Raw genomic sequence first — 21523 nt, 5'->3', positions numbered from 1 at the left:
TTGCTGAATCATTCAATGCTAAAATCAAACTCTTTAGAGCGAATCTCAGGGGAGTTGTTGACAAGAAGTTTTTCTTATTCCGCATTGCGAACTTATATGCATATCCCCACTAAAAAGCTACTGACCCACAAGAGGCACGTGATGGGCTGGTTGCAATGATCAAGGAAAAGGGAGCCAAGACCCTTGATGAAAAGGGCGGACTCAAGGAAATTGAAATTGTTTCTGAAGAAATCGCAGAAGACGGCAACTCAGCAGTCGTAACTTTCAAACAGCACTACGGTGACGGAAGTGTCAAGGAAGATACTCAGAAAATGGCCAAGGTTGACGGCAAATGGCTGATGGATATTGGCAAGTAAAAAAACGGATTAAGAAAGGGGGGGGCATTCATAGCCCCCTTATTTTTTTCTGTCAACGTGCCCTCAGTTCCCAAAATGCCACAGCAGAGGCTGCCGCTACATTCAGTGAGTCGACCCCATGCCACATTGGAATGCGTGCCACGTAATCAGCTTCCGCAAGCACTTCGTCAGGGAGTCCGTCGCCTTCTGTCCCCATCACGATGGCCAGACGAGAAATCTCTTTCAGTGCAGGATGGTCAATGGAAACGGAACGGTCAGTCAACGCCATAGCCACCGTACAGAATCCCATTTCACGCAATGAAGATACAGGACAGGGAGCCCATGTCCAGGGAACCAGAAAAACAGCTCCCATCGACACACGTACGGCCCGACGGTTCAAGGGGTCACAAGAGTCGGGTGAAAGAAGCATTGCGTCAATGCCCAGAGCGGCAGCTGAACGGAAAATAGCACCGATATTGGTCGTGTCGACCACACCGTGAATCACCGCAACCCGACGCGCATCACGGCAGACTTCCTCAGGAGTACGCAACACAGGACGTCGCATGGCACACAGCACACCGCGGGTCAGCGTATAACCGGTAAGTTGCGCCAGCAATTCCCGATTTCCAGTATAAACAGGTACATCCCCGATACGGGAAATGATGTCTGCCGCATCACCTTCGATATGTTTTTTCTCACAAAGCATTGCCAGAGGCTCATAGCCGGCATTGAGTGCCACACGGATAACCTTCGGACTCTCAGCGATGAAGAGACCTCTTTCCGGATCAATACGGTTACGCAACTGGGCTTCGGTCAAAGTTCCAAATATCTCCACCCCAGGGTGTTCAAGGGAAGTAATTTCTATTACGGGCATATGAATTTTCTTTTTCTTGTTTTCTTGCCAAAGTTAAGAAAGAATCTCTGCCGGAACAAAGCTTTTTTCTTATCCTCTATCCGCAATTTCCATACGTCATCAAAGATACAGTTCACATTCTTTTCTTGCAGCACATACTTTTTTTAGCATCCGGTTGACAATAAACAAAAGGAAGCCGTTGATTTTTCGGGCATGATGCGGACAAATTGCCACACAGCGCATACAAGAAATACAGACTTTTTTATTCACCTGCGCCGGATTTTCTTTATTGATAGCCCCTACGGGACATTTAGACGCACACAACCCACACTTTGTGCATTGTTTCGTTATCCCCGGTATTAACCCTACATTTCCAGCCTTCCGATACGGTCTGTTGCCAGGTATTACCGACATGGCAGTGTCTCCGTGATTCAATTTATCAAGAATTTTCCCGGCAAACTCTTTCAGTTGCCTGTAATCCTCCTGGTCCGGCCTGTTTGCCGCATACCGTCGTGCAATTGAATGCTCCGCAACAGCCGCAACTGCTGCGACGACTGAAAATCCGGTTTGCTGTACACAGTCCTGAAGTTCTATCAGGGTATCTTCATAAGCCCGGTTTCCATAGACACAAACCAGAATGGCTTTTGCTCCATTCCCCCGAATCTGCATGATACGCTCAACGGCAGGCACCGGCACTCGTCCACTATATGAAGGCACTGCTATTACTGCCACATCCTCACTGGTAAGAGCAATGCCGTGAAAGTCGGTTCTATTATCCGACAAATCAATTTGTCCGGGTTCCGTGTTCATTTCTTGAGCAAGAAATGCGGCAACTTTTCGGGTACCTCCTGTCGGACTGAAATATATTTCATATACATTCATCATTAATTCCTCCGTTTTTTAATTTCATTTATTCCGATATGCGCTTTTGTTTTTCAATACCTGACGTCATTTCATGCCTGAGCCATATTTTCTCATAAACAAATCCGTATGTTGATTTCCCCACTCAATCATGGCATCAATGATAGGTATCAGTGTCTGCCCCAAAGCTGTAATAGCATATTCCGAACGGGGTGGCAGTTCTGGATATACCGTTTTTGAGACCAATCCGTCCTCTACCAGCTCCTTCAACTGTAAATCAAGCACCCGGGGAGTTGCTTCAGGAAATATTTTATGAAGTTCACTCGGACGCAGTACTTTATTACGCAACTCATCCAAAATACAGGATTTCCATTTTGAATCAATCAAACTCATTGTCAGCCTCAACGGACACCCTAGGTCGACCGGTATCTTTCTTTCATACATAATTTCATTCATGCTTAAATGACTATGATACAAAAATAAGAATAAAGGTTTAAAATAGGTGCACACCGAATAATTTTTCAGTACATGAATAATTTTTCGCTACTTGCCTACAGCCTGACTAACCCGTACATTTGCAGATGAAAAATAACTTTTAAATAAACGATAACTATGAGAGCAAACATTGAAGAGTACAGAGCCGTAGAAGATGCTGCCCTGAAATTTGTGCAAAGCGTAGCCACCGGCAACAGCCAACATGCAAAAGAACTATTTGTAGACGAAGCCGTTTTGTTCGGTTACCTGAACGGACAACTGGAACACGGCAGTATTGAACAGTTTTACCAGAACGTAGATACCGTAGGACCAGACAACCGCTTCAAGTCACGTATAGATGTACTTGATGTGGAAGAGACCGTTGCCGTTGTCCGTGTATTGGAAGAAAACTGGGGCGGACACATCAATTTCACCGATTACCTCCTGCTGATGAAAATAAATGGAGAATGGAAATGTGTGGCCAAGGCTTATAACCAAAATTCGGACACCATACAAAAATAAGTTTCCAGGCACACTCCCCCTTCAAACGGCACATCAGGCAATGCCGTCTGAAGGGGGAATCAATTTACCGGCTTCATCCATGTATTCGATGACTACAGAAACATGGTCAGCAATGGAATACTCAGCACGGACAGCAAGGTGGTAAGAAAAGTACCCTCTGCCATGACAACTTCCCCTTTCTGGTACTGAATGCAAAACAACGTGCCATATGAAGCTACAGGCATGGCAGCCAGTACCACATTTATATTAGCAATGGTTTCATCTACCTGCAGAAATCGCGAGAGAAAAAGGATGAGCAGTGGAACCAGCATCAGGCGACAGGCGGCCATCAGATAAATAGCCGTATTGCCCAACATTCTTCGAACAGGGACCTGTGCTATAGACGAACCGATAATGAGCAGAGCTGCAGGCACCGTAACATTGCCCAATAGCACAAACGGGCTACTGATAACCCGGGGAGGCACCCAGCCGGTTACCACAATCAGAATAGAAAGATACGATGCAATCATGGCAGGACAATAGAGAGTACGCCAGTCGAAACGCATCTTTCCCTGATCACCGGAGATAAACAGAGTACCAAACACGAAAATCAGCAGGGTGCTGGGAAAATTGAGAATACTGGCATAGAATACCGCACTGGCACCAAAAATGGAAGCGACAATCGGATAACCTATGAAACCGACATTTCCAAACGCCAGCATGAAACTGTAAATACCCCGGTCGGAAGGCAAGACCGGCAGATAACGAGGAAGCAGAAAGGCGAGCCCGATAAGGACCGCATACGTAGCAAAGCCCACTATGAGCAAAGGCAGAATCAAGTGCTTGTCGGGAAGCGTATCGCCCATCACCGATGAAAGTATCAGGCTGGGACACATTACGTGAATCACCAGTCCGGAAAGTTTGCGGTCAAAATCCGCATCCATCATTTTTTTCTTACTCAAATAGTAACCGATGATTACCAGAATAAACAGGATAATCATCTGTGTAACGATTGCATCCATTGTTTTTCCTCTTACCTTAAAAAAGTCGTGCAAAGATACGGATTATCATATTAGGGTATTCACCCGAATAAAGTTTTTTAAAAGAAAACGAAATCGCACTTTACGGCGGCAATTGTCCGTTAAATACTGCATACATCGGTTCCAGCCTATGGTCATCCCATACAACTGAATCAGAATCATTTCAACAAGTATATCTTCCTCCAAATTCTCACGATTATCCATAGGGCATTCATCAAGTTTTAGTAACTTTGCCTGAAATTTACACGTATCGAATACACACCCGGGCTATTTCTTTCGAGAGGTAGCCTTTTACATATACCGTAGATGAGTATCAGGAAAGAACATTAAAATAGAAGAAGCAATGGAAACTTTTTATGACGTAATCGCAAGCGACCAGCTTGTATTGGTGGATTTCTTTGCCACCTGGTGCCAGCCTTGTAAAATGATGCACCCTATTCTGAAAGAAGTGAAAGACGTACTGGGCGACCGTATCCGTATCATCAAGATTGACGTGGACACACACGAAACATTATCCCGGCAATATCAGATTCAGTCTGTTCCTACGCTCATGCTGTTCCGCAAAGGAGAAGTACTCTGGAGAACAAGCGGCGTGATGCCTAAAGCGGAACTGCTGGCTACCCTTGATCCTTTCATGAGATAAGTCCGCTCCCGGGAAACAACAAGTACAAAATGCGGATTATTGTATCGGACACCTCCCAATAAAACGATTTCACAAAACACAATAAAATGACGAAGAAAGAAAAAATCATATCCTTTGCCTGGCAGCATCTCTTGCTCCTTATCGCCTTGTACATCATGACCCTGGGTGTGGCCACCTGCGTAAAGAGCATGCTGGGCTCGAGTGTCATCAGCGTATTGCCATACGTATTTCAAGATGCAGGTATCCACGGAATGACTCCCAAACTGACCATCGGACAATATACCTTTATCATGAACGGGGTACTGGTACTTGGCCAGCTGGGAGTGCTTCGCCGCCAATTTGACCCTCTCCAGCTCTTCCAGCTGCTGATCGGTTTCGTATTTGGCATGCTGATCGACCTGAACATGTACCTTGTCTCTTGGCTGCAGCCGACGGCCGTATGGGAAAAAGCCATTGCCCAATTTGCCGGATGTACCATTCTGGCTGCAGGCATTGCACTGGAAGTCAGATGCGGCAGTGTCACCATGCCGGGAGAAGGTTTTCCCGTTGCCATCAGCAAATCGACGGGAATGGAATTTCCCAAAGCCAAAATAATGGTTGACATATCCCTTGTCCTTCTCGGTATCCTCTTCTGCTATGTATTTTTCGGGCAATGGCAGTGGCACATCATTGGTATAGGTACCTTATTTGCCATGTATTACGTCGGATGGGGAGTCCGCATCATCAGTCATCACTTAGGATGGTTCGACCGCCTGCTCCGATACCGTCCGGGATTCCGGAGATACCTATATGGACTGGCAAAATATATCTACAGGAAATAGCCCTGCCTGAAATCCTCTCTCGTCTGTTTCTTTCCACCGGTATTTTCGGCAATAACCGACCGGCAGCAGACTGTCAGTAACCGATGCCACCGGTCAGTTTTCCCTGCTGCCCAACCATGGAATTGGACAGGCCCATTGTTTTAAGTCTCCCGAAAAATCCGTATCTTTACCCCAAAATACAAAACAAATGGGAAAGAAAGAATACATGCAGGCCAACAAAGACTGGCTGGCTGAAAAAGCGAAGGAAGAGGGAGTCATGGCACTTCCGAAGGGTATTTATTACAAAGTGCTGGCCACGGGAAAGAACGACGGCAAGCACCCTACTCCACGGAGCATTGTCACCGCACATTATACCGGATGGACCATCAACGGCAAGAAGTTTGACAGCAGCCGCAGCGGGGCCCCCGTAGCCTTCCGTCTCAGCGACCTGATTGACGGATGGATTATTGCCATGCAGCAGATGTGTGTGGGCGACAAATGGGAAGTCTATATTCCGGCTGAAATGGGATACGGCAAATTCTCACAGCCGGGCATCCCGGGCGGTTCCACCCTTATTTTCGAAATTGAACTGTTCGGCATTGCCTGAGAAAATGTAACAGTCTTTATAAAGTCACACAAAAGACGGCACATAGACGAATGTGCTATATGCCGTCTTTCATGTCCTCTCATATTTTTCAAGAAATATGCCGCCAATGCGACATAAACTTTTATTTCCTGCACATTTCATTATTAAGAAACAGATAATTGGAGAAATTGGAAAATGAAAACAGCATTCATACATTCCTGTCCCGAGCTGATTGACTACATCAATGAAACCGGCTTCCTTCCTCTGCTTTCCATGGGCATTCCCGGATGGTCGGCAGAAGAAGTTGTCGACGAGGATTGCCAGTACACCCGTCTTCCCGACGGAGGATGGGAATGGCCGCTTTGGGAATGGAAAGGAGACATCCTGCAGGAAAGCGGTTGCGCATACGGCAAGTTCTTCAACCGCAAGGCTGCATTCATCAGCAGAGAGTGGTGGCCGGATTTCTGCAACTACCGCCGTAGCCTGTATCCTTATCCCGAAGAAGGAAGCATTGAAGAAGCCATTCTCACGACCCTGAAGAGCGAGGGCAGCCTCATTACCCGGGAGCTACGTGTGGCATGCGGATTCACAGGCCCCAACATGCGCAGCCGCTTCGACGCATACGTAACACGCCTGCAAATGGGCGGTTATATCGTTACGGAGGATTTCGTTTATCCTCGCGACCAGCACGGACGGGAATATGGCTGGGGATGGTCACTGCTCACTACCCCTGAAAACCTCTTTGGACGGGAGAACTGCCACCCCGGACGTACCCCACAGGAATCGTACGAACGGATGGTGACACACTTCAGACAGATATTGCCCGGTCTTTCTGAAAAGACATATGAGAAGCTGCTTAAATAGGAAAACTCTGGCAACTGTATCTGCCTTCTATATGTAGATAAGTAGATACGTAAATACGTAGACAGGTAGATATATAAATTACATGGATATATAAATTACGTGGATATATAAAACACTGTCCCTGCACCTCGCAACCAACGAAGGCACAGGGACAGGATGATTGCTCACTGTAAATCCTTTATACTATTCCGCATTCTTCTTCAGCCATTCCAGTCTTCTCAAGTCGGGAAGATGCTTCACTTTGAAATTTTCGAAAGTCACATTAAATCCATGACCGTCAGGACAGGCAGCCATCAGTCCCACCTGAACGGGTGTATTGTCCTGCAGCCAGGCATTTCTCATCATCGTATATTCCTTGTCATCAAAAGAGTAAAAGATTTCCACTGCGTCAAGTCTTCTTACCGCCTTAATCCAGATATACGGCACCGGTTTTTCAAGGGTAATCACGCTCCAGTCCGAAGTCTTATGCGTCACCACCGTACTCAGATTGTATTTGCCGTCTACAAACTCGATTCCGGTCTTGATGTAGTTTTCATGGTCAATGCGCAACATCAGACCTGCCTGGTCAAAGCGCTCCTTATATTCTCCGGTAACCTTGACTTTCACCTCAAACTCGCCTCCGTAAGTGGCATAATAAAACGGTGCGTCGTCTACGGTAAATCCGTAATGTGAGATTCTCCAGTAATCACTCTGCGGAGTGACGGACATCGTCAGCACCTTGTTATCCTTTATCTCCCATTGTTCGGGTTCGTTGAACCATTGCATCTTCTCCAGCGACTGTGCCATGCCAGTGCTGTAGGCCGCCATCAGTAGGCCCCATAATAATACGATTTTCTTCATCTTCTTTCCTTTATAATTAAGTAACCATTATTTTTGTTTACTTTTGCAAAGGTAAGTAGTTGTGAGTTATCATACAATGATTAAAAATAACCATTTTCTTATACACGGATGGATACTGCAGATATACTGAGTAAAGAATTTTCGGCACAGGATTTTACTGCCGGGCAACCGCCTTTGGAACTGTTGCAGACGTATAAAGACATTACCTGCAATTATGCACGGATTGAAAATGCCGTAGCCGTACTGAGCGATTTGCGGACCAACGTGAGCTATGTGTATTATGGAGGATTTTCGCAGATGCTGGGACTGAATCATCCCACTCAGGACTGTAAACTGCCGTCTATCTGGGAGGAAGAGATATTCCGTCTGGTCCATCCCGACGACCTGGCCCGCAAGCACCTACAGGAACTTTGTTTCTTTCACTTCATCAAGCGCCAGTGCAAGAGTAGGCGGACCCATTATTACCTGATGAGCAAGATGCGGATGAAAAGTGCCTCAAAGGGCTACATTCCGGTACTGCACCGCATGTTCTACATCCCTCTCCCCTCGAACGATACCTTATGGCTAGCCCTGTGCCTTTACAGTCCGCTGTCATTCGACCTGTCCCAGTGCCTGATTGTAAATTCCATAAACGGTCAGACCATCGAACTGGAAAAGCAGCACAATACCCGGATCTTGTCGGAAAGAGAAAAACAGGTGTTGAGGCTGATTGACAAAGGTCAGACAAGCAAGGACATTGCCGGACTGCTCTCCATCAGTGTCAATACCGTCAGCCGACACCGGCAGGAAATCTTGGGCAAGCTCCAGGTAAAGAATTCCATCGAAGCCTGCCGCATCGCCAAGGAGCTGGGAATCATCTAACCCGGATGAAACCGTGGTGCCGGCGGGTAAATTCCACCGGTGGTGTTCAGCCAAGTCATTGGCAATGATTCCAGCCTCAAGCCTGTCCACTACCCTGCTCCGAAGATTCAATAGCTGTTGTTTCTGATGGACAAGGTAACGTCTATATACGACCGTTTGCCTTCAATGTAATCGGCATACAAGGTTTCGGGGTCCTTGCCTTTCAGAATGCGGCACTTTCCACACGCTTCACAATCGTGCAGGCATTTCCATGCCTCCAGGACAAAGGCCCGGCGTTCTTCCGGGGTTGAATTTTCTATATTCGGTGGTGTCATAAGCGGATGTCCTAATGTGATTTTTATGTCGGTCTACAACTACAAGCGGTAAACCTCATGTAAAAATAATAAAAAAACAGCAAGAATTTTACATCCGGAAGCAGAGTTTTGCGGACTGTTTTTAAAAAACATAAAAACATACTTATTCACTCTTATGCCGAAAATAATATAAAGCTTTTTCCAGTACTATATCTTTGCCTCCTAATACATCCTGTAAAGTGGGTGTAACCTCAATATCAGGAATAATACCCTCGTTTATAAACAGTTTCATACTGTATGGGAATAGTGGTCTAATGGTGTATATACGGGCTACAGCACCATGAGGCAGTTCAATAACAAGCGGAGCTCCTGTAGACCCTGCAGTTTCTTCTCCAATCAGAATGGGTCTGTCAGGCATCTCATAAATATTTATCAGAAAATCTTCACATGCAGAAAAACTGTTATTGTCTATCAATATTACGACAGGACAACTTAAAGCCTTTATTCCATGCGGTCTTGCTATCAATTCGGGAGGTTCATTCTTATAAGCTTTATACAGGTAAAAGTCTTCATATTCCTTCCTGTAATTTCCCTGGGCACGACCATAACCAGAGTTCATTCTTGTCTGAGCACCGAAAGAGCGTATTGTATCTGCTTGAGTCAGGTACATCTGCAATCTCCATGCCACATCTGTTATTCCACCGCCATTACCTCTCAGGTCTATGATTACACCACGGCACTGACGTGCATTGATTTCAGCCATAGCCTTATCAATGTCGTTGCTTACTGATAGAGGTATGAAACGACGGATATTCAATATGGCAATATCCTCTTTCCAATCCAACATTACTGCCTCACTGGTATGAAAGGAATACTCGTCCTCAGGCAACCATATATCATCGTCCCTGCGGATGGCCTCCCCATTACGTACGATATTGAAAGTCTTCATGCGGCCATCCATGCCTCTTGCCTTTCCGCTGACAGAACTGCCGAGCAAGCCATTCAATAAAATACGGCCTGCCTGGTTCAACCTATATTTTAATGTGGAACCGGAGATATAGGGCAACACACGTTTTTCGACATACTGCTCGGTAGGCAATCCGTCAATCTCCACGATTTCAGCCCCAAGCAGGTCGGGATCAGAATAAGGACAGTCCTTCTTGTACTTGATAAAATAATATTTACCATCTATACGCTTGGTGCCGTAATTGGGATAGTCTGTTTCTTCACAACCGAAGTCAGGAATGTCGAACAAACTGGTATGAGCGTCATTCAATCGGTTCAGAAAACATGAAATCTCCTTGTAATACGCCACATCATCCTCCGTCTTTATCACACGCTCCAGCGTAGCCCGGTAAAGACTATCCAAATTAAAATCCAGACGGTCTATGTTTACAAAATTATACTTGACTTCAGACCATAGGAGACTTAATCCATAAATTTTGTCCTCTAACGTATTTACTGATTTTATCTTGGATTGTGCCTGAACAGAAATTGACAGTAGAATAAAAAACATTAAAAACAACAGTTTCGTTGACTTCATAATATGATCAATCATTGTTACATCGGTTTGCTTATTTAACTACACTTCTGATATCTGACCTACGCAGGAAACCATTATTAAAGCAGCGAAAAATTGCGAATGAAAAACTGCGCAAACAACTGATTCCTTATAAACAAAAGGCAACCAACTTTTAAAAACCAAATATCATTCGTACAACTGATATGCAATATCGCAAAATTTCTAGAGATATAAAAGCATGAAACCGATAATTTAATCCAAGAGGTTGAGAATCCCCACACCACAAAAGGATATTCGTGATTTCTTATACGTTGAAATCATGGCATTGAATTTAACATCAGAAGCTGTTGACAATGATAATCTGAAATTCTCCTTTACTGGCAGAGTCTTTTCAGGGACTCCTCTCCCTTGAGTTTCCGGAATAAGGCACAGAACTCTTGGGTGGTAGGAAATCCCAGGACAGCCGCCGTTTCCTCCACGCTCATGGACGATTGCTTCAGCATGCGTCCGGCCATGGAAATCCGCTTGAGATTGATGTAATCTTCGGTTCCCTTCCCTGTTTCGTGCCGGAACAAGTCGTCGAGATATGCCGCAGAGCAACCGAACTGTGCGGCAAGATCCGACAAAGCGGGCAAGGGAACATAGCGGGCACTGCCGGAACTGAAAAAGTCCTCCAGCTGCTTGTCGGTCTCGTTCACTATTCTCTGATTCTCATCGTGCCGAAGAATAAACTGGCGCTTGTAAAACCGGGAAACATAATCCAGGAGCAGCCGGATTCTCTCTGCCAGAATCGTATAGGTATATTCGTCAATTCCCCAGTGAAGTTCAGCTTCGATCCCCGACATTTCCCTTTCCAGAATTATCTGCTCACGCAAAGACAGATGGAGACTTTCCGACGTCTTATACCTGAAAAACGAATAGTCGCCGCCCTCCTTTCCGCCCTTCAAAGGATGAAAGACCGAAGAATGGAAGCACAACAGCAGTCCCTCCGGCTTTCCGGACAGGCAATGCCCCAGGTTCCTGTCCACGCATTTTCCCGACGGCAGGGCCACCAGCGTCTTTTCGTTGAAATCGCATTCCCGGCAGCCAAGGCAGGCAGACGTCTGTCCGCCCCATTGCCCCAGCCACAAGGTATGGAATCCAAGCTGAAAACACTCCGGAAGCCCCGTTGCCTCCGACAGCCGGATCAGGTTGACCAAGGGGTTGGGTGTCTTCACCGAAAGCAGGCTGTCCCATTGGGTAATTGTCTTTACGGTCATCTTGCTGTTCACGGAATGTATCGGTTTCATTTTCTGTGATTCCCGTTTTTTACGGCATGTGCCGGCACCTGCCGCTCCGCCCCGACCGCCCGGAGCCACGCACCCACCCGGTTTTCTGTCTGAGACAACGCAGAAGAGGTCAGCAGCAGTATCTGGTCAAGTACCTCCGACTCCGGGCAGAGTCTTCTGGCCTCGCCGACCGAAACCGACATGCCGCTGCTTCCGCTTGTCGCAAAAAGGGCAATGCGCTTTCCTGACAGTCCGGACTGATGCAGGTGCAGAAAAGCCTGCATGGGAGTTGCCATGGAACCGAACCAGATCGGGTAACCCACAAATACGATTTCGTAATCATCAAAACGCTTTACGGTGGTTCCGACAGAAGGATACGTTCCTTTCCGTATCGCCTCCAGTTCCTCCCTCGCCTGGTCAAGCATATCATGATAGTCGGACGCATATGCCACAGAAGGTACTACTTCCAGCATGTCGCAATCCAACTGCCGACGGATTTCATCGGCCACACGTCCGGTATTCCCGCTGCGTGAGGCAAACAATACCAGGTAGCGCCCGTTACTTCCCGAAACAAGGGTTGCGGAACCGGAAGAGTGCTCCCCGTCCGTACCTGCCGTTCCGGAACTTTCTTGAGCACCCGATGTCCCGGAAGCAGACGGTTGCCTGCGGGAAGGGGCACATACTGCCAACAGAATGAAGGCAAAAAACATCAGTGGAAATAGTAACATCTTTTTCATTGGGACCTCCTTTTTCATGCAACGGTTTATGATTTATTTACTGAGACAAAGGTAGGGAATGACAAAAAGCCCGGCAGTATACAAATCCTCGAAGTATATACCCCTATTACTGATTCAAACGGGGAAGTGACGTCAGGCACCGATTTACTCTCCCTGGAATCTGCAGCACCTCATTCAATGCACGATTCTGTCGGACTATACCAATAAGTGTATCTCTCTTCGCATTTTCTCAGAAACACGACGTTCCTATCTTTCCTGCATCGTTTTTCAAATGATAATCCACGGCCTTGATTTTATAATCCACGTCGCGGATTATTCCATTCGCGGCGTGGATTGAACACACACCACAGCCGGGTAAAACATGCAACAAAATAGAGGGAATTAACAAAATGGGTGAATCCGGTTTTCCAACGCCATCGAGGCAAGAATGCATGTCTCAGCCGATTCCTCTTGCACCGGTATCCGCCATTCATTCTGAAAGAACGTCGCGACAGACAGGCACGACAGGGGCCGACGGAAAGCACCGGCCGGCTTTCCCGGTCTGACAGCTGCAACCGGCAAACTGCAAAATGAACCGGAGGGATGCGGCAATTCTCCAAGAATATTTCGTATTTTTGCAGCAACTGATTCAACTATAACAACCGACGTATGAAGGAGCTAATTCAACTGTTACACGATGGAAAACATACACTGGTGGTCGCCAATGGGGAAATCCGGACATTCGACAACCGGGGAGTCATGGACTTGTATCGACTGTTTGAAAGTCATCCGGACTTTCTTTCCGGAGCCAGCATTGCCGACAAGGTGGTAGGTAAGGCTGCTGCCTCCCTGATGGCGCTGGGGCAGATCAAAGAGCTGTACACGGACGTGATCAGTCAACCGGCTCTCGACCTGCTGACTGCCTGTGGAATCACTCCGGAGTACCGCATACTGGTGCCGCACGTCATGAACCGGACAAAGAGCGGATGGTGCCCGCTGGAAACCCGGTGTTTCCCCTGTGAGACTCCTGAGGCGTGTTACCGTCAGATCAAGGAGTTCTATGCACAGATTGCGGCGGACTGAACAGGCCGGGCATTTGCTGCTGCGGATATGGGCTGTGGCCCGACAAACGGATAAATTGAAATTTAAAATAACTGTCTATGAAAGCAACTGTCAAACTTTATTCACTTGAATACCGCGAGGTACAGACTTATCTGATGGCTGTACTGTTCATTGCGGGAAATATCATTTTTCCTCAACTCTGCCACACGGTGAAGATGGGAGGCCCTACCTGGCTGCCTATCTACCTGTTCACACTGGTAGGTGCCTATAAATACGGCTGGCGGGTAGGTCTGCTTACTGCCCTTGCCTCTCCATGCCTCAATTCCCTTTTCTTCGGAATGCCTGCCCCGGCTGTCCTTCCTTCCATCCTGCTGAAGTCGGTACTGCTTGCCGGAGCGGCCGGATACATGGCACACAGATTCCAGAGAATATCCATCGGCATGGCAGCGGCTGTGGTATTGAGCTATCAGGTACTCGGCACACTGGGAGAATGGCTTTTCACAGGGGATTTCTACCTGGCGGCACAAGATTTCCGCATCGGTATTCCGGGTATGCTGCTTCAGGTATTCGGAGGATACTTCATTATCCGGTATCTGATCCGCCGGTAAGGACAACCGGCACTGCCGATGACAGAGGTTCCCGGCTCCAGCCTGTTTTTTCATGCAGGCCGGAACCGGGAACCTCTGTTTTCATGCTGCACCTCCACCTTATTCCAGCGAAAGGGTAACGGTGACTTCACCCGGACCTCCCAGGAATTCGAGCATTTTGCTTCGGGTAGATACGCCGTCTACCTTGCCCAACCGGGTAAAGCTCCAGGAATTGGTGTCATAATAAATGACGAACGAGTTTCCCTGATACAATATCAGGTCGCCCGGACCTGTGGTGGTCTGTGCATCGTTCCTCGGCAGTGAAAAGCCCAAGGAACCTACTTTCTCCATGTTGCCGTAGTCGCTCATACGGACACTGACATTTCCCTGCTTCAGCCGGTCTCTCAAGGCTTCTGCCGATGAGTTCTTTGCCAACGTGGCAGTAAACGAGCGACCGTTGACGGTCAGTCTGATTACTTGATTTTCCATATTGTCTTCGTTTTGATCGTTATTGTCTCCTTCTCCAGTAGTGATTCCCGGTGACTGGGGATTGCCGGGCAGTTCCGGCGCATCGTTCTTTCCGCACGCTGTGACCAATGCTGCCACCAGCGTCAGTGAAATTAAAAACAACCGTGCCATCATCATGCGTTTATTATTTCAGGTGACTGTATATTTCATCGGTTACCGGCTCCAGCCATTCATTGGAGGTGCCTTCTCCCGCTATCTCAAAGGCCAGATGTGCAAACCAGCTGTCGGCCGCAGCCCCGTGCCAATGCTTTACATTCGCAGGGATGTGGATGACGGTACCCGGCAGGATCTTCACGGCCGGCTTGCCTTCTTCCTGGTACCATCCTTGTCCGGCCACACCGATAAGCATCTGACCGCCTCCCTTTCTGGCCCGGTGGATATGCCAGTGATTGCGGCATCCCGGTTCGAAGGTGACATTGGAAACGGCCACCTGTTCTTTGGATATCGGAGCCAGGTAACTGTTGCCCGTAAAATAAGCGGCATAAGCCGTATTGGGCTCGCCTATCGGGAAAATCATGCTGCGCTGGAAGGCTGCCTTGGCATCTTCACCGGCTGTATCTTCCGACCAGACATCCTTCGCCAGGCGGAAGGCGGCCCATGCCTTCGGCCATCCGGCATAAAAGGCAATGTGTGTGAGGATCTCGGAAATCTCGGTACGGGTAATGCCGTTCTGCCGGGCCGACTGAAGGTGGTAAATCAGGGACGAGTCGGTAATTCCCTGACTGATCAGGGAGGTAATGGTCACCAGACTGCGGTCGCGCAGTCCCAGCTTGTCCGTCCGACTCCAGACCTCGCCGAAAAGCACATCATCGTTCAGTGCGGCAAACTGAGGGGCGAAGGTTCCAAGCTGGTCACGTCCCGCCGTCTGTTTGACTTTCTCCTGTGCGGTAAGCAAAGAGGCATTCAGCGCCAATACCGCAAACGTAAGCATCCATTTAAGTTTCATAATGTTACAATTTATCGATTCAAATACTTTCCTTTTTAACCTACTGCAAAAATATCCCATTCCATACGATTACATTGTATACAAATCTCAGATGTTTTTACCCGAATAACGGATTTTCAGGGGGGCCTTTCCGGCCCACTGAGGAAGTCTGCCCCGATTTACGGATATTTGTACCCCAATCCTCGTTTTTCCTCCCAAGGGGTACGTTATGTGCATCTTTTACATTACATTTGTGATAAACAAACGGAATATAGCGATGGTAGAAATAATCAAACTGGATCATGTCGACAAATACAACAAATTGTTCGGACTCGAGACCTTGCACCCGATGGTGGCAGTCGTCGACCTGTCGAAAGCTACCCGATGGCCCACGCACTTCAAGATCAATTACGGAGTATATGCCCTCTTTCTGAAAGATACCCGATGCGGAGACATCACGTACGGCCGCCAGCCGTACGATTACCAGGAAGGAACCATCGTCTGCTTTGCTCCCGGTCAGGTGGCGGAAACAGAGATGCAGGCGGATGTCCGTCCTTCGGCACACGGGATACTGTTTCATCCGGATTTCATTCACGGCACTCCACTCGGTCAGGAGATAAAGAAGTATTCGTTTTTCTCTTATGAGACCCGCGAGGCATTGCACATCTCCGAGGAAGAGCGCGGGATTATCATGGACTGCTTCCGCAAGATTACGATGGAGGTGGAGCATGCCATCGACAAGCACAGCCGCCGGCTGATTACGGCCAATATCGGTTTGCTGCTCGACTACTGCATGCGTTTCTACGAACGGCAGTTCACTACCCGTGAGGCCTCGAACAAGGACATCATCTCACGCTTCGAGCGACTGCTCGACGAATACTTCGACAGCGAGGCTCCGCAGGAAATCGGCCTGCCGTCTGTAAGGTATTTTGCAGAGAAGGTCTTCCTTTCCCCGAACTATTTCGGCGACATGATCAGCAAGCAGACCGGTCAGACGGTCACGGAGCACATTCAGGGAAAACTGATTGAAAGAGCGAAGGAGGAACTGCTTTCTTCCTCCAAATCGATGAGCGAGATTGCATACAGCCTGGGCTTCCAGTATCCGCAGCACATGAGCCGGATGTTCAAGCGGATTGTGGGATGTACTCCCAACGAATTCAGGACCCGGTCTGCTACAGCCCACCTGTAAATAAAGCCACCGGAAACCAAAATCACGAACAAAAGATCATAAGCAAAAAATACAGACAAAAAACCGGACGCTGTCTCCGTGGCAACCGTCCGGTTTTCCGTAATGCTTTTGTCCTCGGTCCTTATTCCTTTTCCCGGTAACTGATGGTTCCGGTAGCCTGATGCGTCGGCATCACCAGGACCTCGGCTATCTGTATGTGAGGAGGTACGGAAGCAGCATAATAGACCACCTCTGCAATGTCTTCGCCCACCAAAGGACGAATACCCTTATAGAAATCGTCTGCCCGCTTCTTGTCTCCCCGGTAACGGGTCACCGTAAAGTTGGTCTCTACCATACCCGGCTTGATGTTGGTAACCCTGAGCGGAGTATCCACCAGGTCAATGCGCAATCCGTCGGACAACGCCTTCACCGCCGCCTTGGTCGCACAATACACGCTTCCTCCCGGATAGGCGGCATCCCCGGCAATAGAGCCGATGTTGATGATGTGTCCTCTTCCGCGTGCCACCATTCCCGGCACAATCATGCGTGTCATGGAAAGAAGGGCCTTGATATTGGTATCCAATACGATATCCCATTCATCCAGATTGCCTTCAAACTCCTTGTCCACCCCGATGACCAGTCCCGCATTGTTGATCAGAATATCCACTTCGCTCCATTTTCCCTGCAGGGAATCCACCGCATGCCGCATGGCAGCACGGTCTCTTACGTCGAAGGGCAGCGTAAGCACCTCTGTTCCCGAAGCCGTCAGTTCGTCTCTGAGCGCATTCAGTTTTTCCACGTTTCTTCCGTTAAGAATCACGCTGGCCCCCATGGCAGCGAATTTCCGGGCACAAGCTTCCCCGATACCGCTGGTCGCCCCCGTAATCAATACAATTTTACCTTTCATGTTTTCAGTCTATTATTTCAGTCTTATATGCTTCAGTTTCATTAATCCACCCATATACCGTATTCATACACAAAAGACCTGTCCGGACCGAGTATCCACCGAACAGGTCTTACTGACAAGATTATTCAAAATGCAGTTTTCCAAAGAAATCCGGACAGTGGAAACAAGGTGCAGGCAGGTCAATCGGTGCCCAGGAGAGGAAATGAGGAGTCTCCAGTTTGTCACCGCACTTGTAGAAGTTGCCGGTAGCTTCCATGTGGCTGAAGTCCTTCAGCTGATGTGCGAAGAACGAAGAAGCCGGAATAACCAGCGCCAGTTCCCAACTGCACTCGCCCATCCGTTCCTCGAACGGCTGGTTGCCCAGCGAGCTCCATCTCTTTACCCCCGCAAGCGGTTCACTGCCGGCATGCGTACGGTCGCCCTGCTTGCCGTAACCGATCAGCAGTTTTCCGGCACAATTGCATTCGAAATTATAATAATTCTCTTTCTTATCACCCGGCAACTGGATAAAGAATTCGGCACAAGCGTCCTCCCACACACTGCCGTTATCTTCCGAGGCAACAGCGCGTACACTCTTTTCCGTAATTCTATAGTTCAGCAGAATCGCATCACCGGTATGAGCCGCACGAAAGCGCACAGCCGGCTGATACGGATAATCTTTCCAGTTTACACACGCTATCTCCTGAAAAGGAATGTGACATTGGTCCAGGATTCCGGGAACCAGCTCTGCAGATGTTATCTCCGGGAAATTTACTTTGGCAATAGACAATTCTTTCATATCATTCATCAATAAGTTTATTTTAATACACAAATATATTAAAATTATCACAGAAATCCATATTACCACCGAAACCCTCTGTGTTAAATATAAAAATCGGCTCATGGCATCTGATTCAGTTAAGGTTTTCAATAAGGTTTTCCATCAATATCCCCGGATACAAATATAGTCAATGATGCGACAGGTTATTCCATCTGCAGGAAGAAGAATGTACCTGCCGGACAAAGAATCACGGATTTTATACGGAAGTTTTAAAAAGATTTTTTTACTTTGCGAGGCAATCATCAGAAAACCTTATCAGACAGGCAGAGCATGTATTGCATACAGACAGACTATGAACAGATTCGCACTCGCCATATTGACCAGCCTGCTATCCATGGGAAACACCTTCGGCCTCCATGCCGCTGACCACAAGGACCGGACCCGGAAAGTCGTGCACCTGCTGGAAGCCGACTTCAGACCGGGGAACGTTTTTCAGACCCATGCTTTTTTCAAAGGTGAAAACGCCTCGCAGCAGCCCATCCGCCAGATGCTCTCCGGCCACCTGAAATACGGTTTCCGGTTTACGCCCGAGACGTATTTCGGCAAACGGTATCCCTATGCCATTCAGGGAATCGGTATCGGGTATAACACCTTCCACAATCGTCAGGAACTGGGAAATCCCTTGTCGGTATATGTCTTTCAGAGTTCCCAGATTGCCAGACTGGCTCCCCGCCTGTCCCTGGATTACGAATGGAATTTCGGTGCGTCTTTCGGATGGAAGGAATACAACGAGACGACCAACCCGTACAACATCGTGGTGGGCTCTCCCATTAATGCCTATATCCACCTGGAGTTCTTGCTGAACTGGCAACTGGCGGCTCATTCTTACCTGCGGGCGGGGGTCGGCGTGTCGCATTATTCCAACGGCAACAGCAACTATCCCAATGCAGGGGTCAATACCGTCGAGGCGTCCATCGGATTCATCCGGACTTTTGGACAGGAGGAACAGCACCTCACTCCCGGAAAAGGAGGGGCAGGCTACAGACACCGGCATCCGTTCAAGCCCTACATCAATTACGACCTGATTTTCTACGGGGCCACACGGAAAAAGGGTATCTTCCCCGAAGCTCACAGGGGCATGCTGGTGCCGGGTATTTTTGCCATCGGAGGAATGAACTTCAATCCGCTGTATAACTTCAACAAGTATTTCCGGGCGGGTCTCTCACTGGATGCTCAGTACGACGAAAGTGCCAACATCCTTGAACACATTGCCAATGAGGAGATACCTTCACAGTCGGACGAACTGAAATTTTACAGACCTCCGTTCAAGGATCAGTTCTCGGTGGGCTTGTCGCTGCGTACCGAAATTGTCATGCCTATCTTCTCCATCAACTTAGGTATCGGAAAGAACTTTATCTACCACGGCAAAGATACCCGTTCTTTTTATCAGGTCTTTGTCCTGAAGACAAACCTTTCCAAACGCTTCTTCCTGCATACGGGGTATCAGCTATACCGTTTCAAGGACCCGAACAACCTGATGCTCGGCATCGGTTTCCGGTTCAATGAGAAGCGAAGATAAGAAGACTGAAAAATATTATTCATTTCCATCATATACATACAATTATGACCGTTTATATCAGCGAAGGAAACTTGTTTACACTGGAGCATGTCAGCAGTTATGCACACGGATGTAACTGCGAGGGAGCCATGGGAAAAGGCATTGCCTTACAGTTCAAGGAGAAATTTCCGGAAATGTATCATCAGTACCGCGACTTGTGCCAGCAGGGAAAGTTCACTCCGGGAGAGGTCTTTGCCTATTCCTACGGCAAGGGATGGGTCTATAACCTGGCAACGGAACTGACCTGGCGGCAGGGAGCCAGACTGGAATTCATCGAAAAAGCCTTGTCACGGATGCTGGAAATGGCTTCCCGTACAGGAGTGCAGAAAATAGGCCTGCCCGCCATCGGTGCAGGACTCGGAAAACTGGAATGGAAGGACGTGAAGGAAGTCATCGAAAAGACAGCCGGCTCGTTTCCGGGAGTCACTCTGTATGTTGTAGAGAAATACCGTCCATAAAAATATCCCTGAACGCATACGGCAGTTGCATACCGTAACACGTTCAGGGGTGAAAAAAGAGTTTTTCTGACTTCAGAGGGAGAACTGCCTTTTCAACTGGCGCAGGCAACCCACAAAAGGCGAGACCAGGTTGCCCCACAAATGATTGGGGCGGTGCAATGCCTTTTCCGGCAAGCCGAAACGGCGCTTCTCCAAAGGCAGTTCATCGGAGGTATGCAGCGTTCCGAAGAGATAATCCCAGAGCGCAAGCCGGGAACCGTAGTTGCTGTGACAGAACTTCCCTTTCCGGTCGTGATGCATCTGATGCTGATAGGGACTCATGAAAATGCGTTCCAGGCATTTGGGATACCGGAGCGGAACGTGAGAGTGCCGCAGGTTGGCCCCTGCCATAAAAAACACAAAACTGAAGGCGTTCACCCCCAGGATGGTTGCCTGAAACAGCACAGTGTGATTGAAATAATAGAACCCTCCCGTCACCAGGGCAAAGGCAAGCAATCCCTGAAGATTCTGCAGCACCATTTCCACCGGGTGCATCCGGTACAGCGTGAACGGATTCATCGTATCTGCCGAATGGTGTACCTTGTGAAACTCCCACAAATACCTGTTGCGGTGCAGCAGATAGTGCGTCACGTAAATAAAAAAGTCCTTTACCAGAAACAAGACCAGCGGATAGAGGTATATGGCTGCATAGGCCGGTATCCTCAAGGCAGACGGGCCCGTCCACTCGGTCAGTTTCATGCTCAGCCAATACGCCAGCATGTTCCCGGTCACCAGATACGGGAGGACAAAGACCGCCTTGCAGACACCACAGATCAGAAACAGCCAGTAGTCCGTCTTTGCCGAACGGCTCCACCAGTATTCCTTCCTCAGTATCTCCTTCAGACTGTCCTTCAGCGAGAGTCTCAGAAAAATCATGTACCACCCACAAGCCAGTATCCCGGCCACGAGCAGATAAATCCATGCAATCCGTCTCCCCGGATCAAACAGGTACATGACCGGATCAACAATTCCTTTCTGGAACAGATATTCGATACTTTCCAACATCGTCATTCA

The 21523-nt window shown here is 48.2% G+C and carries 26 protein-coding genes and 1 pseudogene; 13 read left to right on the top strand and 14 right to left on the bottom strand.

All coding sequences use genetic code 11. The features are described 5' to 3' along the window. Both H3001_RS19860 and H3001_RS12135 read left to right on the top strand, forming a co-directional pair. A pseudogene (locus H3001_RS19860) lies at positions 1-113 on the top strand (ISAon1 family transposase); the annotation flags it as partial. 42 nt (positions 114-155) lie between these two features. Continuing rightward, the gene (locus H3001_RS12135; protein ID WP_246368578.1) at positions 156-356 is read left to right on the top strand and encodes a DUF4878 domain-containing protein; all 201 of its coding nucleotides are present in this window, start codon (positions 156-158) and stop codon (positions 354-356) included. 52 nt (positions 357-408) lie between these two features. On the opposite strand, the gene H3001_RS12130 is transcribed toward H3001_RS12135, so the two are convergent. The 3 genes from H3001_RS12130 to H3001_RS12120 form a co-directional block, all read right to left on the bottom strand. Continuing rightward, on the bottom strand, positions 409-1209 hold the full coding sequence (locus H3001_RS12130; protein WP_181215057.1) for a TrmH family RNA methyltransferase: 801 nt from the start codon (positions 1207-1209) through the stop codon (positions 409-411). Between the two features lie 99 nt (positions 1210-1308). Then, a complete protein-coding gene (locus H3001_RS12125) occupies positions 1309-2073 on the bottom strand; it encodes a 4Fe-4S binding protein (RefSeq protein WP_246368577.1) in 765 nt (254 codons plus the stop codon). A gap of 63 nt (positions 2074-2136) precedes the next feature. Further along, positions 2137-2505: a winged helix-turn-helix transcriptional regulator gene (locus tag H3001_RS12120; protein ID WP_317170773.1), complete on the bottom strand. Its 369-nt coding sequence runs from the start codon at positions 2503-2505 to the stop codon at positions 2137-2139. A gap of 156 nt (positions 2506-2661) precedes the next feature. Here H3001_RS12120 and H3001_RS12115 point away from each other — a divergent pair, with 156 nt between their 5' ends. Further along, positions 2662-3045, top strand: a complete 384-nt coding sequence (locus H3001_RS12115; protein ID WP_181215056.1) for a nuclear transport factor 2 family protein — start codon at positions 2662-2664, stop codon at positions 3043-3045. Between the two features lie 92 nt (positions 3046-3137). On the opposite strand, the gene H3001_RS12110 is transcribed toward H3001_RS12115, so the two are convergent. Next, entirely contained in the window at positions 3138-4046 is a 909-nt protein-coding gene (locus H3001_RS12110) for an AEC family transporter (protein ID WP_181215055.1), read from the bottom strand. A 361-nt stretch (positions 4047-4407) separates the two neighbouring features. On the opposite strand from H3001_RS12110, the gene trxA reads away from it, so the two are divergent. From trxA to H3001_RS12090, 4 genes are all read left to right on the top strand, one after another. Continuing rightward, positions 4408-4707 (top strand): thioredoxin, encoded by a 300-nt coding sequence (gene trxA, locus H3001_RS12105; RefSeq protein ID WP_181215054.1) that lies wholly within the window; start codon positions 4408-4410, stop codon positions 4705-4707. 86 nt (positions 4708-4793) lie between these two features. Continuing rightward, positions 4794-5528: a YczE/YyaS/YitT family protein gene (locus H3001_RS12100; protein ID WP_181215053.1), complete on the top strand. Its 735-nt coding sequence runs from the start codon at positions 4794-4796 to the stop codon at positions 5526-5528. A gap of 187 nt (positions 5529-5715) precedes the next feature. Further along, positions 5716-6114: an FKBP-type peptidyl-prolyl cis-trans isomerase gene (locus H3001_RS12095; RefSeq protein ID WP_181215052.1), complete on the top strand. Its 399-nt coding sequence runs from the start codon at positions 5716-5718 to the stop codon at positions 6112-6114. 174 nt (positions 6115-6288) lie between these two features. After that, the gene (locus tag H3001_RS12090; RefSeq protein WP_181215051.1) at positions 6289-6957 is read left to right on the top strand and encodes an AlkZ-related protein; all 669 of its coding nucleotides are present in this window, start codon (positions 6289-6291) and stop codon (positions 6955-6957) included. Between the two features lie 183 nt (positions 6958-7140). Here H3001_RS12090 and H3001_RS12085 read toward each other — a convergent pair whose 3' ends face one another. Next, on the bottom strand, positions 7141-7797 hold the full coding sequence (locus H3001_RS12085) for a DUF1349 domain-containing protein (RefSeq protein WP_181215050.1): 657 nt from the start codon (positions 7795-7797) through the stop codon (positions 7141-7143). A gap of 108 nt (positions 7798-7905) precedes the next feature. Here H3001_RS12085 and H3001_RS12080 point away from each other — a divergent pair, with 108 nt between their 5' ends. Beyond that, on the top strand, positions 7906-8658 hold the full coding sequence (locus tag H3001_RS12080; protein ID WP_181215049.1) for a helix-turn-helix transcriptional regulator: 753 nt from the start codon (positions 7906-7908) through the stop codon (positions 8656-8658). 107 nt (positions 8659-8765) lie between these two features. Here the strand turns inward: H3001_RS12080 and H3001_RS12075 are convergent, their stop codons facing one another. The 4 genes from H3001_RS12075 to H3001_RS12060 all read right to left on the bottom strand — a co-directional run bounded on the left by H3001_RS12075 (position 8766) and on the right by H3001_RS12060 (position 12478). After that, a complete protein-coding gene (locus H3001_RS12075) occupies positions 8766-8972 on the bottom strand; it encodes a hypothetical protein (RefSeq protein ID WP_181215048.1) in 207 nt (68 codons plus the stop codon). Positions 8973-9114: 142 nt separating this feature from the next. Beyond that, on the bottom strand, positions 9115-10320 hold the full coding sequence (locus H3001_RS12070) for a S41 family peptidase (protein WP_181215047.1): 1206 nt from the start codon (positions 10318-10320) through the stop codon (positions 9115-9117). Between the two features lie 527 nt (positions 10321-10847). Beyond that, the gene (locus H3001_RS12065) at positions 10848-11762 is read right to left on the bottom strand and encodes a helix-turn-helix domain-containing protein (protein ID WP_181215046.1); all 915 of its coding nucleotides are present in this window, start codon (positions 11760-11762) and stop codon (positions 10848-10850) included. Then, positions 11759-12478 (bottom strand): flavodoxin, encoded by a 720-nt coding sequence (locus tag H3001_RS12060; RefSeq protein ID WP_246368576.1) that lies wholly within the window; start codon positions 12476-12478, stop codon positions 11759-11761. Before H3001_RS12060 ends, H3001_RS12065 begins: the two co-directional genes overlap by 4 nt. A gap of 648 nt (positions 12479-13126) precedes the next feature. Here H3001_RS12060 and H3001_RS12055 point away from each other — a divergent pair. Both H3001_RS12055 and H3001_RS12050 read left to right on the top strand, forming a co-directional pair. Further along, positions 13127-13540 carry a DUF1893 domain-containing protein gene (locus tag H3001_RS12055; RefSeq protein WP_181215045.1) on the top strand — a complete coding sequence of 138 codons (414 nt, stop codon included), beginning with the start codon at positions 13127-13129 and terminating at the stop codon, positions 13538-13540. A 77-nt stretch (positions 13541-13617) separates the two neighbouring features. After that, entirely contained in the window at positions 13618-14127 is a 510-nt protein-coding gene (locus tag H3001_RS12050) for an ECF transporter S component (protein WP_181215044.1), read from the top strand. A 99-nt stretch (positions 14128-14226) separates the two neighbouring features. Here H3001_RS12050 and H3001_RS12045 read toward each other — a convergent pair whose 3' ends face one another. Together H3001_RS12045 and H3001_RS12040 are read right to left on the bottom strand one after the other, a co-directional pair. Further along, complete coding sequence (locus tag H3001_RS12045) at positions 14227-14745, bottom strand: cyclophilin-like fold protein (RefSeq protein ID WP_181215043.1); 519 nt, start codon at positions 14743-14745, stop codon at positions 14227-14229. 13 nt (positions 14746-14758) lie between these two features. Next, positions 14759-15580 (bottom strand): carboxymuconolactone decarboxylase family protein, encoded by an 822-nt coding sequence (locus H3001_RS12040; RefSeq protein ID WP_181215042.1) that lies wholly within the window; start codon positions 15578-15580, stop codon positions 14759-14761. Between the two features lie 256 nt (positions 15581-15836). Here H3001_RS12040 and H3001_RS12035 point away from each other — a divergent pair, with 256 nt between their 5' ends. After that, complete coding sequence (locus H3001_RS12035; protein WP_181215041.1) at positions 15837-16748, top strand: helix-turn-helix domain-containing protein; 912 nt, start codon at positions 15837-15839, stop codon at positions 16746-16748. A gap of 121 nt (positions 16749-16869) precedes the next feature. On the opposite strand, the gene H3001_RS12030 is transcribed toward H3001_RS12035, so the two are convergent. Then, positions 16870-17634 carry an SDR family NAD(P)-dependent oxidoreductase gene (locus H3001_RS12030; protein WP_181215040.1) on the bottom strand — a complete coding sequence of 255 codons (765 nt, stop codon included), beginning with the start codon at positions 17632-17634 and terminating at the stop codon, positions 16870-16872. A gap of 121 nt (positions 17635-17755) precedes the next feature. Next, positions 17756-18421: a carbohydrate-binding family 9-like protein gene (locus tag H3001_RS12025; RefSeq protein ID WP_394367808.1), complete on the bottom strand. Its 666-nt coding sequence runs from the start codon at positions 18419-18421 to the stop codon at positions 17756-17758. A gap of 325 nt (positions 18422-18746) precedes the next feature. Here H3001_RS12025 and H3001_RS12020 point away from each other — a divergent pair, with 325 nt between their 5' ends. Both H3001_RS12020 and H3001_RS12015 read left to right on the top strand, forming a co-directional pair. Continuing rightward, positions 18747-19973, top strand: a complete 1227-nt coding sequence (locus tag H3001_RS12020) for an acyloxyacyl hydrolase (protein ID WP_246368575.1) — start codon at positions 18747-18749, stop codon at positions 19971-19973. A gap of 44 nt (positions 19974-20017) precedes the next feature. Next, the gene (locus H3001_RS12015) at positions 20018-20470 is read left to right on the top strand and encodes a macro domain-containing protein (protein ID WP_181215039.1); all 453 of its coding nucleotides are present in this window, start codon (positions 20018-20020) and stop codon (positions 20468-20470) included. A gap of 72 nt (positions 20471-20542) precedes the next feature. On the opposite strand, the gene H3001_RS12010 is transcribed toward H3001_RS12015, so the two are convergent. Further along, positions 20543-21514: a sterol desaturase family protein gene (locus tag H3001_RS12010; protein ID WP_181215038.1), complete on the bottom strand. Its 972-nt coding sequence runs from the start codon at positions 21512-21514 to the stop codon at positions 20543-20545. Positions 21515-21523 lie beyond the last annotated feature (9 nt).

This window comes from Phocaeicola faecicola (assembly GCF_013618865.1).
In the GTDB taxonomy this organism is placed as follows: domain Bacteria; phylum Bacteroidota; class Bacteroidia; order Bacteroidales; family Bacteroidaceae; genus Phocaeicola; species Phocaeicola faecicola.
This window is presented reverse-complemented; position numbering and strand designations above follow the sequence as displayed.